Genomic DNA, 15,554 nt, shown 5'->3' with positions numbered 1-15,554 from the left:
GGCACGAGGTGCGCGCGGATCAGGCGGCGAGTACGGGTGAGGGTGGCCGGAAACCATCCCCGAGGGCGAGTTCGAACCAGATGGTCTTGCCGCCCGGCCCGCCGTTCGGCCCGTCGACGGACCCGCAGCCGCCCCACCGGTCGGCGAGACTCTCGATGATCGGCAGCCCGCGTCCGGAGAGGGCGGCGGGATCGGGCATCGCAGCGCCCGGCGCGAACGGAGGCAGATCCGGACTCGCGTCCCACACGCTCACCCGCAGGGCGGGGCACAACCACTGCATCCGGACGATGACCGGGCCCTTGGTGTGCCGCACGGAGTTGGTGGCGAGTTCGCAGGTCAACAGCTCTGCCCGGTCGGCGAGTTCATCGATTCCGTGCGCCTGGAGTACAGCACGGAGGGTGCCCCGGACGATCCGGGGGCCGCGCGGGTCGCAGGGGAAGTGGATCTCGTACACCCAGGGGGCGGTGAACGGGAGCGGGGCAGGGTGGTCGCCGTAGCCGACGTCGTAACTGACGCCGTAACTGACGAGGTGGGTCGATTCGTTGCTCGGTTCAGTGCTCTGTTCGTTGCTGCTCACGAGGGTCTACCTCCGTGGTGCGGAACGGGTTCTTTGGGGCGCCTGCCTGCGAACTGCCGGATGGCGGTGGCAATGCCGGGACCCTGCCTTCCGGAGGGCAGGGGGGCCGGTGCGCTTCCGCCGGGTGACTGGAACGCGAATGGCACGCTACACAATGTAGAGCCGCCCACTTAACCCGTGCCATGCTTTGAACTGGAACGAGTGAATCATTGGATTTGATTGGACCCGACCCACCAGCGTCGGCACACTGTGCGCGAGCAAGGAGGCTGCAAATGGCACCGAAGCACCAGCCCACGATCCGTCAGCGCCGGCTCGGCGCCGAGCTGCGACGGCTCAGAGAGTCCGCAGGCATGCCCGCTCCCAGGGCAGCCGAGTTGCTGGGCACCGACCGCACCAACATCTCCAACATCGAGGCCGGTAGGTACGGCATCAGCGAGGATCGTCTGCGTCGGCTCGTGAGTATCTACGAGTGCGACGACGAAGAACTCATCGACGCCCTGGCGTCCATGACCGGAGGCCGCCGGAGCGGCTGGTGGGAGGAGTACCGGGGCAAGATCCCGCCCGATTTCCTCGACACATCGGAGTTGGAGCACTACGCCACGAGCCTGCGCTCAGTCCAGACAGCCCATCTTCCCGGCATCTTCCAGACCGAAGACCACGCGCGCGCCCTCTTTGACTTGTTCATCCCGACCCTGCCCCGCCTCGAAGTGGAACTCCGCATCGCTCATCGGCTGGCGCGGCATGCACGGATCGCAGACGAGCCCGGCATCCCATACATCGGTCTCATCCACGAATCCGCGCTGCGTATGCAGGTGGGCGGGCACAAGGTAGCCAAAGCCCAGCTCACTCGCCTCCTGGAAGAAGGCGAGCGTGACAACGTCACTCTCCGGGTCATCCCGTTCTCGGCGGGCGGCTTCCCCATGGCCGGCGACTCCGTGATGTACGCGGTGGGCCCCAGCCCTCACCTGGACACAGTCCTGGTCGACTCTCCGCTCGGCGCCGCTTTCTTCCACTCCTCCACTCAACTCGCCAACTTCCGTCGGCGACTGGACGCGATCGAACAGGTGGCGTTGAATCCGAAGCAGTCATCAGATGCCATCGCCCACATCGCCAACGACCTGTGAGAGGTGCCCGTCGTGTCCGCCCTGAAGTGGATCAAGTCCTCCTACTCCGAGGCCAGTGGCAACAACTGCGTTGAGGTCGCTTGGACGCTGACAGGAGTCGCCCTGCGGGACAGCAAACGCCCGGCCGATGTGATCGTCATGGGCCGGGCGTCGCTTGGTGCGCTGATAGAAGGCCTCAGGTCCGGTTCACTCGGGACCGACCGCTGAGCAGGTCTTCGACTACGGCCCGTTGCGTGACACGAAGCTTGTCGAGAAGTACTCGTACAGTGGCTGACCGCCGGTCAACCGACGTGACTGCGTCGACCGCCTTCTGCTGCTCTGCAAGCGTCGGCAGGGGGATGCTCAGCGATTCCACTGTGCCAGCACTGATCTTGACCATGCTCTCACTGGTTCCTCGCGCTCCTGCCTGCACATCACGTCGGACGCGTGAAGAACCAAGTACCAGCTCCAGGTACGCGGTGAGGCATCGGTCCTCGTCCGGCCTCAATCGCATCATGAGGTCCGGATAACTGCACGGCTGACCGACATCCCTGAAACGTGCGGCGAGACCCACAAGTTCACGGGTGTTGGCCCGGCTCATCAGCAAGTCTCCGTCAGCCAGACGGAAGCGCCCAGCGAGCGGCGACTTCGGGATCCGCTTCAATTGGCGAGGAACGAACCCATCGTTGGTCAGACAGCCGAGCCCCAGAACGAGCATCCCGGTCCACTCATGGACCTCGGACGCCGAATAGCCGTTCTTCGGACTCTCAGTGAGCAGGTCGCCAAGTCGCGCATCAGGCCCTGTGGCCTGTTCGTCGACGATCCCTCTCCGAAGCGTGGCTAGCTTGGCCAGCTCCCGCTCCAACGCCCCGACTCTCCGCTCGAACGTCTCGTGCGCGGCGACGATGTCGCGTTGTTCGGACAGCGGGAACAAAGGAACCTGGAGCTTCTTCACCTCGGTCTGAGGTAGCTGGAACTGGCCACTCGTCCCACGCATTCCACGCCGGATCTGCCGCCTCACTCTGTCGCTCGCCAGCATCAGACCCAGGAAATCGGCATTGAGCCGCTCCGGGTCCGGCACCAGCCGGTACATCAGGTCGGACAGTACAAGCCGAGGCCGAACAGTCTTTGCAACGCATGATGCCCCTACAAGGGCCTGCGCTCCGTTCACGCGCACCATCAACACATCGCCAGCACGCACTTCGAGTCGCGGGTAAGCCGGATCCCACGTCATCAACCGCTTGGCCTGCGAGGCAGTGAACTCTCCGGATGTCAGGGCTCCCAGCCGAAGCAAGCCCCACTCATCGTCTGCGGGTGGTTCAACCTTGGCGCCCTTGGCCACGCCAACCCCGACGTCCATCAGTAGCTCGTGGAGCGAAACCTCAACGCCCATAACCCAGAACCCCCAACCACTCCGCAAGCCCCTTCGCCGCGTCCCCGCTCTCGTCCTCCAGGTCCGTCAGCGACACCTCGTACTTCTCGGCCCAGCGTCGGAAGGAAGCGACAATCTCGCGGCGGCCCGCCGCCAGCGCCGCGTTCAGGCGGTCGGACAGGTCACGGCGCAGGACCGCGAGGACGACACCCTCAGGGCCGCCCGCCTCGGACAGCTTCCACTTGGCCGCCTGCTTCAACTCCGGCAGGAAGCTGTCGCCCAGCGCCTTGCGCTTCTTGCGCGCCGCCGTCAGGGCCCTCTTGGCCGCCGTCAACGCCTTGTCCAGGGCGGCGAGCTTCTCCGGGGCGACCGGCTCTGTCGCCTCCCCGGACTCGGAGTCGGACTCGTCGTCCACGTCCGTACCCGCATCCGCCACCGCCGCCCTCGCCTCAGCCGCCGTCTTCGCCGCGGCCTCCGCCTCCGCGACAGCCTTGTCGGCCGCCTTGACCAGCTCCAGGAACTCCGGGATCAGCTCCCGTACCACCGGTTGGTCAAGGGCCCTGCGGCGCTCGGCCGGGGAGACCGACGAGCGCTTGGTGTCGTCCGCGCCGCCACCCGGGACCGCCGGGTCGACGATCGCCTCGACGGAGTCGACCCAGCCTTCCAGGACCCGCTCGAAGCCGCCCGCCGCGAGGGCCTTCATGTCGTAGCGGTTCTCCGTCCACCAGGCGGCGATGATGCCGGCGGTAGTGAACTCGTCGAGGACCCCGGCTCCGCCGACCGCGGAAGTGAACCCGTCGAGAAGCCCGCTGCGCAGGTCCATCAGCTTCCGGTCCGCCGCAAGCTGTGCGAAGAGACCGGAGCTCTTCGACCACCACTCGTCGAACGTCTCGCGCAGCTCCGACTCCCGCGCGTACGTCAGTCGCGGAATACGGGCGGCCGTGACGTCTGCGCCCTCCGCCAGGAAGTCGTAGTACTCGCCTGAGCCCTCCCGGCGCGCGAACAGCGAACCGGCATCGACCCCGTACGCTGTGAACAGCCCCTCCTTGGCCGCAACCTCGGCGACCGGCACGCCCCCGTACAGGTGGGCTCGCACGTCCTGCGGCTCTGCGGGCGGCGAGTTGTCCACCCAGCGGCGGATGTTGAAGTTCGCCTCGGGGACGCCCTTCGCGTCGAGGGCGAGGAGTTCGTCGCGGTGGACCTCGCGCGAGTAGCCGTCGATGAGCCGCCATTCACGGAAGACCGTCACGATCTTCTCGACGTGTTCGGGGCCGAGCTCGTTCTGGTTGCGGCCGGGGGTGAAGTCCCGGTCGGCGTTGATGAAGAGGACCTTCTTCGAGCGCTTCGGGGCGGTCTTCCCGTGCGGGGGCCGCAGGATCAGGATGCAGGCCGGGACGCCCGCGCCGTAGAACAGGTTCGGGCCGAGGCCGATGACAGCCTCCACGCAGTCCGCGCGGAGCATCCCGATGCGGATCTCGCGTTCCTTGCCGCCCCGGAAGAGCACCCCGTACGGCATGACGACGGCCGCTCGCCCGCCGTCCTCCTCCAGGACCGACACCATGTGCTGGACGAACATCAGGTCGGCCTTCTTGCCGCTCCCGGGCGTCCAGCCCCAGTGCATCCGCTTGCCGTGGTCCTCGTCGGCCTTGGCGACGGCGTCCTCGTCGTACGGGAGCGAGAACGGAGGGTTGGACAGAATCGCCGAGAACTTGCGCAGCCGCCCGTTCTCGTCGAGGTGGAGCGGCTCGGCGAGGGTGTCGCCGTGCTGGAGGTCGAAGGTGTGGATGCCGTGCAGGACCATGTTCATGCTGGCCATGGACCAGGACGGGCCGTTCTTGTCCTGCCCGTTGACCGACAGTTCCTCAGGGTCGCCGCCGTGTTCCTCGACGTGCTCGCGGGCCGCGATCAGCATGCCGCCGGAGCCCGCGCACGGGTCGTACACCGACTCCCCGGGCTGGGGGTCGACCAGGCGCACCATCATCCGCACCACCGAACGCGGCGTGTAGAACTCGCCACCGCGCTGGCCGGCCGAGTCCGCGAACCGGCCGAGGAGGTACTCGTAGGCCGCGCCCAGCATGTCGGGGAACTCGAAGTCCTCGTTGCGCAGCCGGTAAAGGCTGAAGTGCCGGATCAGCGAACGAAGTTCGGGGTCGGTGAAGCGCGGCTTGGTGCCGACCACCTCGTTGAAGCTGATGTGCGAGGCGATGCCCGCGAGCAGGTCGTTGCCCTCCTGAAGCGCCACCAAGGCCTCGTCGAGGCCCTGGCCGACCTTCTCGGTCAGGGCCATGATGCCGGGCGCCGGGCTCTGCGGTTCCTCCAGGTCATGGTGTGGTCCACGCCACCAGCGGGCCCGCGGCGGCACGTAGAAGACGCGGGGGTAGGCCCTCGGGTTGTTCGCCTTGGCCAATGCCCTCGCCTCGTCGCCGCCGGTCTGCGCGAGCCGCTCCTTGTACACCCGCTTCCACTCCGGCTCGAACTCGTCCGAGGCCCGCTTCAGGAAGAGCATCCCGAAGATGAAGTCGCGGTACTCGGAGGCGTCCATCCGGCCGCGCAGGATGTCGGCGGCCGAGAAGAGATGGCGTTCGAGCTCGGGCAGGGTGATTCTGGCCACGCGCGGATCCTTCGTACGGAAATGGAGGTGCTATGGAAGGTTAGACGGCCCGCCGGTGCGGGAGGTAACCCGCGCGGAACCCGGACATCCGCTGCTGTACACCCGGAAGGCGCGGCCGTCGCTCAGACCTCGACGATGCCCAGGCTGACCAGGAGTCGCCACACGTCCGTGGACGGGTCGCGGCTCAGGACCTCGCAGTTCTTGGCGTGCCCTGAGCGGGCGGCCCGTTCCTTGGCCGAGCGACCGTACTTCGGGGCCTCGAACGTGGCGTTGGCGGGCTTGCACGAACCGTGCTCGCACTGACCGACCAGGGCTCGCGCGTGCTGCACCGCCGCCTTCTCCTTGTCCTTCAGCGCCTTGGTACGGGCAGCGTCAAGGCCCTTGTCGGACTTGTCGAACCGCTTGTACGCGGGGGCGGCCTTGCGCAGCTTCTCCAGGACGTGCGTGTTCTTCGCAGCGCCCTGTGCGCCGCCGAACGGCTGGAAGTGCAGCAGCAGCCACAGTTCGAAGGAGGGGTGGGAGAAGCAGACCTCGGTGTCCGAGGCCGCTGCGGCCTCGAAGGCCTCGGGGATGTCGTGGTGGCTGTCCCGGTCGAAGAGCACCCAGGTCTCGTCCTCCCCCTTGGCCGCGTCGACGACCGCCTTGACGGCACGGGACGGGATCAGGCCGTCGGCCTTGCGGACCGGCTTGATGGTGAAGGCCGGCCGGCCGGTCTCTCTGTCCCCGCTCCCGTACTCCTTGTTGAGGTAGCGCAGGTAGTCGTACTCGGTCACCTTGCCTTCGCAGCCCACGTACAGCACCCGCTCGCGACGTGAGTACTGCGGCGGAGGCGCCTGCGGCGGCATCACCGTGCTCGCCGCGTCCTTCTTCGACCTGCGCTTGCTGCTCATGCTCCGTGCCCGCCCCGTTCGCTCACGCCGTCGCTGCCGCCTTCTCCTCCAGCCAGGACACTTCGCGGGCGATCTCGCCCGGGGTCACCCGGGGCACCCCTCCGTACCGGCCGCGCAGATAGCCGCGCTCCAGGTCCTCGCCGGCCTCCGGGTGTGCGGCGACCAGCGGATACAGCTCGGTCGCGCCGGACTTCGTCTTCGCGGTGAGCCATACCTGGTCGCGGCCGAGCGGACGGTCCAGCACGGCGTTGCCGAGCAGCGTGGCGTCATGAGTGGTGAAGATCAGCTGGGCACCCTTGGCATTGGCCTTACGGTCCTGGAAGAGGCGGACGACCTCGGCGGCCAGCGTGGGGTGGAGACTGGAGTCGAGCTCGTCGACCAGCAGCGTCGCCCCGTTGTCAAGGACGGTGAGCATCGGGCCGAGGAAAGCGAACCACGCGTGTGTGCCGAAGCTTTCCTCGGTGAGGAAGTCGAGCGGCACCGCTTCCGTCCCCTCCGTCCGGTGCCGGAGGGAGACCGCACCGGTGTCCGGATCGAGATCGAAGCCGGTGACGCCCAGGTCGGCGGCGGCCAGGAGCTGGACGAGTCGTTCGCGGTAGCCGGTGTTGTCGTGGAGTTCGGTGAGGCGGCGCTTGGTCCAGTCGGCACGGTGTGTGATGTCCTCACCCGGGGTCATCAGCCACAGGTTGTTCAGGAACCAGCGGTGCAGGGCGGACAGCTGAGGGTCGTTGAGGGTGGCCGCGGTGGAGAGGAAGAGGGCGTTCGGCCGGGTGAGTGCGACCAGGTCGTCGCGGCGTCCGGTGAAGGCCGGGCTCTCGAAGAGGTACTCGTCGCCGTCCTCCGCCGGGCGGTCCACCTCCCTGTCGAACCACACCTCCCGGATGCCGCCCGGGTAGGCGTGCAACCATTCGGCCTCCACCCGGTCGTCAGAGAGTTCGAAGCCGTAGGTGTAACGGACGGGGGTGCGGGCGCCAAGGACCAGGTCGACCTCGAAGAGGGTGGTCTCCTCGGCGCTGGCGGCGTCCAGCTTGAAGGGCTGCCGGTGAGGTACCCCGGGATACTTGGCCCAGTCCGCGAAGGAGGTACGTACCGCCTCCCGCATGGCATGGAACGCGCTGAGCATGTTGCTCTTGCCGGAAGCGTTCGCACCGAAGATCCCGGCCACGGGCAGCACCGGCACGTGCCCGCCATCGCCCTGAGCGATCCCGCTGTCCCGCGCGATGCTGTCGGAACTGTCAACACTGCCCGCAGCGACAAGTGTCAGCTCGGCCTCGTCCCGGATCGAGCGGTGATTCGCCACTCGAAAGCGCAGAAGCACCGTCCACCTCCCGAAGGGGCGGGGAGGTCCCGCCGCCGGCTCACACTGTGCGGACCTTCCGCGACGGCCAGCCTATGCCGGGGTGGTCGGACCGTGCCAGCTGCTGCGAGCCCTCGATAATCAGGCTGTGGCAGCTTCCCGGCGAGCCGTGGTGGCGATGGTGGCGGAGCCGACCACCCGGGTGCCGTCATACAGCACGATCGCCTGCCCGGGAGCCACCCCGCGCACGGGCTCCGTGAACGACGCGTGCAGCGTGTCACCGATCAGCTCCGCCGTCACCTCGGTCTCGTCGCCGTGGGCGCGGAGCTGGGCGGTGTAGGTGCCGGGGCCGGTCGGGGCGGTGCCGCACCAGCGGGGGTTGATCGCGGTGAGGGCGCCGACGTCGAGGGCGTCCGCGGGGCCGACGGTGACGGTGTTGGTCACCGGGGAGATGTCGAGGACGTAGCGGGGCTTGCCGTCGGGGGCGGGGGTGCCGATGCGCAGGCCCTTGCGCTGGCCGATGGTGAAGCCGTACGCGCCCTCGTGCGTGCCGAGCCTGGTGCCGGACTCGTCGACGATGTCGCCCTCGGCCCGGCCCAGGCGGTTCGCGAGGAAGCCCTGGGTGTCGCCGTCGGCGATGAAGCAGATGTCGTGCGAGTCGGGCTTCTTGGCGACCGCGAGTCCACGCCGCTCGGCCTCCGCGCGGATCTCCTCCTTGGTGGTGACCGTGTCGCCGAGCGGGAACATCGCGTGGGCGAGCTGCCGGTCGTCCAGCACACCCAGGACGTACGACTGGTCCTTGGCCATGTCGGAGGCGCGGTGCAGCTCCCGCGTGCCGTCGGGCAGGGTGACCACGCGCGCGTAGTGGCCGGTGGCCACGGCGTCGAAGCCGAGGGCCAGCGCCTTGTCCAGCAGCGCGGCGAACTTGATCTTCTCGTTGCAGCGCAGGCACGGGTTGGGGGTGCGGCCCGCCTCGTACTCGGCGACGAAGTCCTCCACCACGTCCTCACGGAAGCGGTCGGCGAGGTCCCACACGTAGAACGGGATGCCGATGACGTCGGCGGCGCGGCGGGCGTCGCGCGAGTCCTCGATGGTGCAACAGCCCCGCGCGCCCGTGCGGAAGGATTGGGGGTTCGCGGAGAGCGCGAGGTGGACGCCGGTCACGTCGTGTCCCGCTTCGGCGGCACGGGCGGCGGCCACGGCGGAGTCGACTCCGCCGGACATGGCGGCCAGTACCCGGAGGGGGCGGGGGCGGGAGGGCTGCGGGATCTCAGTCATAACCCCTCCAGGGTACGGGGCACGGGAACCGGGGCCACCGGCTATCCGTTGTTGTGGGCATGGGGGAAAGAAGAGCTTCCAAGGACGGCGACCGGCGCATCGGACGGCGTGCCCTGATCATCGGCGGGGTGGCCGCCGCCGCGGGCACCGCCGTGCTGGCGCGGGGCGAGTTGGGCCGCCTGTGGTGGCGTGTGCCCGGGATCGAGAAGCCGCGCGAGCCGGGCGCGGTCGACTTCTCGGACGCCCGCTGGGTCGCGGCCTCGGACGCCAACTGGCGGCGCGCGGACCGGCCCGACGACTACGGCATCGAGATGGTGATCGTCCATGTCACCCAGGGCAGCTTCGACAGCGCGGTGCGGGCGTTCCAGGACCCCGGGCACCGGGCCGCCACGCACTACATCGTCGGACAGGACGGGCGCATCACCCAGATGATCCGCGAGCTCGACGTGGCGTACCACGCGGGCAACCGCGACTACAACGAGCGCAGCATCGGCATCGAGCACGAGGGGTTCGTGGACCGGCCGCAGGACCTCACGGACGAGATGTACGAGGCCTCGGCCCGGCTCACGGCCCGGATCTGCGCGCGCTACGACATACCCGTCGACCGGAAGCACATCATCGGCCACATCGAGGTGCCGGGGACGGACCACACCGACCCGGGTCCGCACTGGGACTGGGACCGCTACATGAAGCTCGTACGTCAGGAGCGCACGGCGACGGCCTGACCCCACCGCTCGAAAAAAAATGGACAAAAACCCCATACCCACTTCCCCCTCCCGTGCAGGCGTTCTAACCTGGAAACAGGCCTACGAGACGAGTGAGGGAGTTCGACCGGAGTAGCCGACTTCAGCGTGAGGTTGCGGCTTCCGCTGGTGCCGACATCGACGGTCGGGCTGAGAGGCCGGAAGGTCCCAGGACCGGAAGGCGACCCCTAGTCACCTGATCCGGGTCATACCGGCGAAGGGAACCCGCCTCGTAGGTCGTTGTCGTGCCCGGAGGGGTCCTAGCTGAGCCCCGCCGCCCGGGCCCGTTCCACCGCCGGGCCGATGACCTTGGCCAGGGCTTCGACGTCGGCCCGGGTGGAGGTGTGGCCGAGGGAGAAGCGGAGGGTGCCGCGGGCCAGGTCCGGGTCGGTGCCGGTGGCCAGGAGAACGTGGCTGGGCTGGGCGATGCCCGCCGTGCAGGCGGACCCGGTGGAGCACTCGATGCCCTGGGCGTCGAGCAGGAGCAGCAGGGAGTCGCCCTCGCAGCCGGGGAACGTGAAGTGGGCGTTGGCCGGGAGCCGCCCGCCGGGCGAGGGGTCGCCGCCGAGGACGGCGTCCGGGACGGCCTCGCGGACCGCGGCGACCAGGTCGTCGCGGAGGGCTCCGATCTCGCGGGCGAACCACTCCTGCTGCTCGGCTGCCAGTCGGCCGGCCACCGCGAAGGAGGCGACCGCGGGCACGTCGAGCGTGCCGGAGCGCACATGGCGCTCCTGACCGCCGCCGTGCAGCACCGGTACGGGGGTGTACTCACGGCCCAGGACCAGCGCCCCGATGCCGTACGGGCCGCCGATCTTGTGGCCGGACACGGTCATCGCGGCGAGCCCCGAGGAGGCGAAGTCCACGGGCACCTGGCCGAAGGCCTGGACCGCGTCGGAGTGCAGCGGAACACCGAACTCGGCGGCGACCTCGGCGAGTTCACGGACCGGCAGCAGCGTGCCGATCTCGTTGTTCGCCCACATCACGGTGGCCAGGGCCACGTCCTCGGGGTTGCGGGCGATCGCCTCGCGCAGCGCTTCCGGGTGGACCCGGCCGTAGGAGTCGACCGGCAGGTACTCGACGGTGGCGCCCTCGTGCTCGCCGAGCCAGTGCACGGCGTCGAGGACGGCGTGGTGTTCGACGGGGCTCGCGAGGACGCGGGTGCGGACCGGCTCCGCGGCACGGCGGGCCCAGTACAGGCCCTTCACCGCGAGGTTGTCGGCCTCGGTTCCGCCGGCGGTGAGGACCACCTCGCTGGGGCGGGCGCCGAGGGCTTCGGCGAGGGTTTCGCGGGCCTCCTCGACGCTCCGGCGGGCGCGCCGGCCGGCCGCGTGCAGGGAGGAGGCGTTGCCGGTGACGCTCAGGTGCGCGGTGAGTGCCTCGACTGCCTCGGGAAGCATCGGGGTGGTCGCGGCGTGGTCGAGGTATGCCATGGTGAGGCCGATTCTACGGGCCCTGTCCGGCGGACCCGGGGGCACGGTTGGCCGGGAAACGACGCCGGTTCGAGCGCCCCGGCTCAGAAGCTCCCCGAAACGACGTCACTCACCTGCGGGAACGCCGGCCGGGCCGGCAGATCCGCGCCGCCGGGGCCGAGGGCGACATTGATGAATTGAGGACAGATTGAGGACGGATTGAGGACAAGCGGACCCGGCAGCCCCGGCACGGTGCCTGCCGGGCCCCTCAGGGCAGCCTGACGCGGGCGAGCTGGCGGGACTGGGCCACCAGCCGGTCCGCGCTGTCCCAGACCTCGGCGTCCTCCTCCAGGAAGCCGCCGGCGAGGTTGCGGGTGGTGATCGACACCCGCAGCGGGCCGGGCGCCGGACGGGAGCGGACGTGTGCCGTCAGCTCGACCGTGGGGACCCAGCCGGTGAGCCCGATCTCGAAGGCGGTGGGCGGCAGCGCGTCCACGGCGAGCAGCAGGGAGAGCGGGTCGGCGTCCCGGCCGTCGGCGAGCCCGAACCAGGACCGCATCTCCCCCTTGCCGGAGGGCTGCCCGAGGGCCCAGCCGAGGGTCGAGGGGTCGAGCTTGAGCATCAGCCGTTCGGTGATGGCGGAGCTGCCGTCGACGGGGGCCGGACCGTCCTCGGGGCCGAAGCACTGCTCCATGGGCGGTAGCGCGGGCGGCCGGGCCGCCGTACGGACGTCGTCTGGGAGGGTGTCCAGGTCGCCGTAGGAGGCCAGGACGCGGATGCGTTCGACCTCGCGGCCCTCGTCGTCGTACTGGAGGAGGGACGCCTGCCCGGTCGACAGGGTGCGCCCGGTGCGTACGGTCTCGGTGCGGACGACCGCCGGGCCCGGCCGGGAGGCGGTCAGGTAGTGCGCGGAGATGGTGAACGGGTCCGGGTGCGGCAGGGCGTCGGCGAGGGCGCGGCCCAGGACGGCCAGCAGATAGCCGCCGTTGACGGCGTTGATGATCGTCCAGCCGGCGGAGAGGCCGACGTCGTAGACGCCCGGCTCGCGGAGCGTCACCGCGGTGTCGCGGTCGAACTCGCTGTCACCGACGGTGGCCCGGGTCGCGGCCGGGGCGGAAGCTGCTTCTGACATGGATGAAGAGTACAAGAAGTAGCTACTAAGCGGTAGCTTTGTCGAATCTCCTCCCCCTCCCCTGCGCCGGCCCGTCCTACTCCTCCTCGCGGGCCGTCGAGCGCCGCTGCCACGCGCGGGGCGCCCGCCAGTGGTACCGCAGCGCCAGCAGCCGCAGCGTGAACGCCGTGAGCACGGCAAGGGTGCTGGTGAACGAGTTCAGCGCGTCGAAGCGGATGCACAACGCCACCATCGTCGCGCCGACCATCGCCGGTACCGCGTAGAGATCACGGTCCCAGCGCAGCAGCGAGGGCACCTCGTTGGCGAGCACGTCCCGCACCACGCCGCCGCCCACCGCGGTGACCAGGCCGAGGCAGGCGGAGGCGGTCAGGCCGAGCCCGTAGTCGTACGCCTTGGCGGTGCCGACGACGCAGAACAGTCCGAGCCCGGCGGCGTCGAAGAAGTTGACGGCGTTCTGGATGCGCTCCACGTGCGGGTGCAGGAAGAACACCAGCACCACGGCGAGCAGCGGAGTGACGAAGTACCCCAGGTCAGTGAAGGCGGCGGGCGGCACGGCGCCGATGATCACATCGCGGAAGAGTCCGCCGCCGAGGGCGGTGACCTCCGCGAGGACCGCGATGCCGAAGGCGTCGAGGTTCTTGCGAACGGCCAGCAGGGCGCCCGAGATGGCGAAGACGAAGATGCCGATCAGGTCGAGCGCGTGCAGGAGGGAGGGGCTGAAGAGTTGCTGGAGCACTTTCATATTCTTACTCAGCAGGAACCCCTCGCCTTATAAAGCAAGGCGAGGGGTGGCACGGACTTGCGGCCCGAGGAGTTCTCGGAGCACCGGGGGGTTCCGCCCCGTCCGGTGCTCCGGGAATCCGAGGGGTGCGGCGGTCCGTCAGTCGGTCCCGGCCGGACCCTTGTCGGACGCGTCCGGCGCCGCGGCGTCGTGGTCCTTCGCGACGGCGTCGGCCGTCGGGTCGCTCGGGACCTCGGCCGCCGCGGGTACCTTCTCCTTGACCACCGCGGCGTCCGGCTTGGTCGTCGAGTCGGCCGGCAGGAGCGCGGCGGGAACCTCCGCTTCGCCCTTGACCCCCTCCACCACCGCATCCTCGGTGTCCCCGGTCTCCGTGACGGCCTCGATGCCCGTCGGCCGGGTCAGCTTCAGCTCTCCCGACGCGATCTCGGCGGTGTAGTGGCAGGCCACCCGGTGACCGCCGCCGACGTCCTTCAGCTCCGGCCGTTCGGTCGCGCACTTCTCGGCCTGGGCCCAGGGGCAGCGGGTGTGGAAGCGGCAGCCGCTGGGCGGGTTCGCCGGGGAGGGCAGGTCGCCGGTGAGCAGGATGCGCTCGCGGCGGTCCTCCACCTCCGGGTCCGGCACCGGCACGGCCGACATCAGGGCCTTGGTGTACGGGTGCTTGGGCTCGGCGTACAGCGTGTCGCTCGGTGCCTCCTCGACCAGCGAACCCAGGTACATCACGCCGATCGTGTCGGAGATGTGCCGGACCACCGCGAGGTCGTGGGCGATCACCAGGTAGGTCAGGCCGAGTTCCTCCTGGAGTTCCTCCAGCAGGTTGATGACCTGGGCCTGGACCGACACGTCGAGCGCGGAGACCGGCTCGTCGCAGATGATCACGTCGGGTTCGAGGACGAGTGCGCGGGCGATGCCGATGCGCTGGCGCTGGCCGCCGGAGAACTCGTGCGGGTAGCGGGCGAGCGCGTTGGAGGGCAGGCCGACCCGCTCCAGGATCGCCTTGATCTTCTCGCGGCGCTCCTCCTGGTCCTTGCCGATGCCGTGGGCGACCATGCCCTCGGACAGGATCGACTCGATGTTCTGCCGGGGGTTGAGCGAGCCCAGCGGGTCCTGGAAGACCATCTGGAGCCGGCGCCGGAAGCGGCGCATCTCCTCGCCCGGCAGCTTCGCCAGGTCGGTGCCGTCGAGGACGACCGACCCCTCGGTGATGTCCACCAGGCGCAGCACCGACCGCCCGAGGGTGGTCTTGCCGCAGCCGGACTCGCCGACCAGACCGTAGGTCTCGCCGGCCTCGACCTTCAGGGACACCCCGTCCACGGCGTAGACGTGGCCGACCGTGCGGTCGAACAGCACGCCCTTCTTGATGGGGAAGTGGACCTTGACGCCGTCCAGTTCGAGCAGGCTCATGCGGGGACCTCCTCGGCCTTCGCGTCGTCGAGCACGGGGTTGACGCACCGCGCCTGGTGACCGGCGGTGCGGGGCTCGGCGAGCTGCGGGGTGCCGGTCAGGCAGCCCATCTCGTACCGGTCGCAGCGCGGCGCGAAGGCACAGCCGTCGGCCCAGGCGACGCGGTCGTTGATGGAGCCGCGGATGGGCTTGAGGGACTCGCCCCGGGGAGCGTCCAGGCGCGGGATGGAGCCCAGCAGTCCGTGCGTGTAGGGGTGGGTGGGGTGGGCGAACAGCTCGCGGCGCCCGGCGGACTCCACGACCTTGCCCGCGTAGAGCACGTTGACCTGGTCGCAGAGCCCGGCGACCACACCGAGGTCGTGGGTGATCATCAGCAGGGCGGTGCCCTCCTGGTCCACGAGTTCCTTGAGCAGTTCCAGGATCTGCGCCTGGATGGTCACGTCGAGGGCCGTGGTGGGCTCGTCGGCGATGAGCATGCGCGGGGCGCAGGCCACCGCCATGGCGATCAGCGCGCGCTGGCGCATACCGCCGGAGAGCTGGTGCGGGTACTCCTTGAGCCGCCGGGTCGGGTCGGGGATGCCGACCCGGTCCAGCAGGTGGGCGGCCTCCTTGCGGGCGGCCTCGCCCTTCATCCCGCGGTGGCGTTCCAGGATCTCGGTGACCTGCACGCCGACCGGTACGACCGGGTTGAGCGAGGACAGCGGGTCCTGGAAGATCATCGCCATGTCGCTGCCGCGCAGGTCGCGACGGGCGGACGGGTTCATGGTGAACAGGTCCGTGCCGTCGAATTCGGCGCGGCCGCCGATGGTGAGGCCCTTGGTGGGGAGCAGGCCCATCAGGGCCAGGGAGGTGACGGACTTTCCGCAGCCGGACTCACCGACCAGGCCCACGACCTGGCCCTGGTCGACCTCGAAGGAGACGCCGTCGACCGCTCGGGACTCCTTGCGGCCGCGGCCGCCGAAGGTGACGGTCAGTTCGTCGACAGTGAGCAGAGACATG

Annotated in this window: 14 protein-coding genes; 3 read left to right on the top strand and 11 right to left on the bottom strand. The window is 69.5% G+C overall.

Annotated elements, in window-relative coordinates:
* Positions 1-19: 19 nt before the first annotated feature.
* Entirely contained in the window at positions 20-577 is a 558-nt protein-coding gene (locus ACVW19_RS23785; protein ID WP_457461574.1) for an ATP-binding protein, read from the bottom strand.
* A gap of 272 nt (positions 578-849) precedes the next feature.
* Between ACVW19_RS23785 and ACVW19_RS23780 the strand changes: the two genes are divergently transcribed.
* Positions 850-1,701, top strand: coding sequence for a helix-turn-helix domain-containing protein (locus ACVW19_RS23780; RefSeq protein WP_457461573.1), 852 nt, complete (start codon positions 850-852; stop codon positions 1,699-1,701).
* A 3-nt stretch (positions 1,702-1,704) separates the two neighbouring features.
* Entirely contained in the window at positions 1,705-1,908 is a 204-nt protein-coding gene (locus tag ACVW19_RS23775) for a DUF397 domain-containing protein (protein WP_457461572.1), read from the top strand.
* Here the strand turns inward: ACVW19_RS23775 and ACVW19_RS23770 are convergent.
* From ACVW19_RS23770 to mnmA, 5 genes are all read right to left on the bottom strand, one after another.
* Complete coding sequence (locus ACVW19_RS23770) at positions 1,877-3,073, bottom strand: hypothetical protein (protein ID WP_457461571.1); 1,197 nt, start codon at positions 3,071-3,073, stop codon at positions 1,877-1,879. The two genes, ACVW19_RS23775 and ACVW19_RS23770, sit on opposite strands and share 32 nt — an antisense overlap.
* A complete protein-coding gene (locus tag ACVW19_RS23765; protein ID WP_457461569.1) occupies positions 3,063-5,663 on the bottom strand; it encodes a type I restriction-modification system subunit M in 2,601 nt (866 codons plus the stop codon). Before ACVW19_RS23765 ends, ACVW19_RS23770 begins: the two co-directional genes overlap by 11 nt.
* Before the next feature lie 122 nt (positions 5,664-5,785).
* The gene (locus ACVW19_RS23760) at positions 5,786-6,553 is read right to left on the bottom strand and encodes an RloB family protein (RefSeq protein WP_457461567.1); all 768 of its coding nucleotides are present in this window, start codon (positions 6,551-6,553) and stop codon (positions 5,786-5,788) included.
* A gap of 22 nt (positions 6,554-6,575) precedes the next feature.
* Entirely contained in the window at positions 6,576-7,853 is a 1,278-nt protein-coding gene (locus ACVW19_RS23755) for an AAA family ATPase (RefSeq protein ID WP_457461565.1), read from the bottom strand.
* A gap of 138 nt (positions 7,854-7,991) precedes the next feature.
* Entirely contained in the window at positions 7,992-9,128 is a 1,137-nt protein-coding gene (gene mnmA / locus ACVW19_RS23750) for a tRNA 2-thiouridine(34) synthase MnmA (RefSeq protein ID WP_457461563.1), read from the bottom strand.
* Between the two features lie 59 nt (positions 9,129-9,187).
* Between mnmA and ACVW19_RS23745 the strand changes: the two genes are divergently transcribed.
* Positions 9,188-9,853, top strand: a complete 666-nt coding sequence (locus ACVW19_RS23745; protein WP_457461562.1) for an N-acetylmuramoyl-L-alanine amidase — start codon at positions 9,188-9,190, stop codon at positions 9,851-9,853.
* Between the two features lie 278 nt (positions 9,854-10,131).
* On the opposite strand, the gene ACVW19_RS23740 is transcribed toward ACVW19_RS23745, so the two are convergent.
* From ACVW19_RS23740 to ACVW19_RS23720, 5 genes are all read right to left on the bottom strand, one after another.
* Positions 10,132-11,301, bottom strand: coding sequence for a cysteine desulfurase family protein (locus ACVW19_RS23740; protein WP_457461560.1), 1,170 nt, complete (start codon positions 11,299-11,301; stop codon positions 10,132-10,134).
* A gap of 247 nt (positions 11,302-11,548) precedes the next feature.
* The gene (locus ACVW19_RS23735) at positions 11,549-12,412 is read right to left on the bottom strand and encodes a thioesterase family protein (protein ID WP_457461559.1); all 864 of its coding nucleotides are present in this window, start codon (positions 12,410-12,412) and stop codon (positions 11,549-11,551) included.
* 76 nt (positions 12,413-12,488) lie between these two features.
* Complete coding sequence (locus ACVW19_RS23730) at positions 12,489-13,148, bottom strand: trimeric intracellular cation channel family protein (RefSeq protein ID WP_457461557.1); 660 nt, start codon at positions 13,146-13,148, stop codon at positions 12,489-12,491.
* Positions 13,149-13,292: 144 nt separating this feature from the next.
* Positions 13,293-14,555, bottom strand: a complete 1,263-nt coding sequence (locus ACVW19_RS23725) for an ABC transporter ATP-binding protein (RefSeq protein ID WP_457461556.1) — start codon at positions 14,553-14,555, stop codon at positions 13,293-13,295.
* A complete protein-coding gene (locus ACVW19_RS23720; RefSeq protein WP_457461554.1) occupies positions 14,552-15,553 on the bottom strand; it encodes an ABC transporter ATP-binding protein in 1,002 nt (333 codons plus the stop codon). The genes ACVW19_RS23725 and ACVW19_RS23720 overlap by 4 nt, the downstream gene beginning before the upstream one ends.
* Between the last annotated feature and the right edge of the window lies 1 nt (position 15,554).

Source organism: Streptomyces sp. TE5632 (assembly GCF_054061295.1).
Note: the sequence above shows the minus strand (reverse complement) of the source record. Positions and strands in the feature narration are given on the sequence as shown.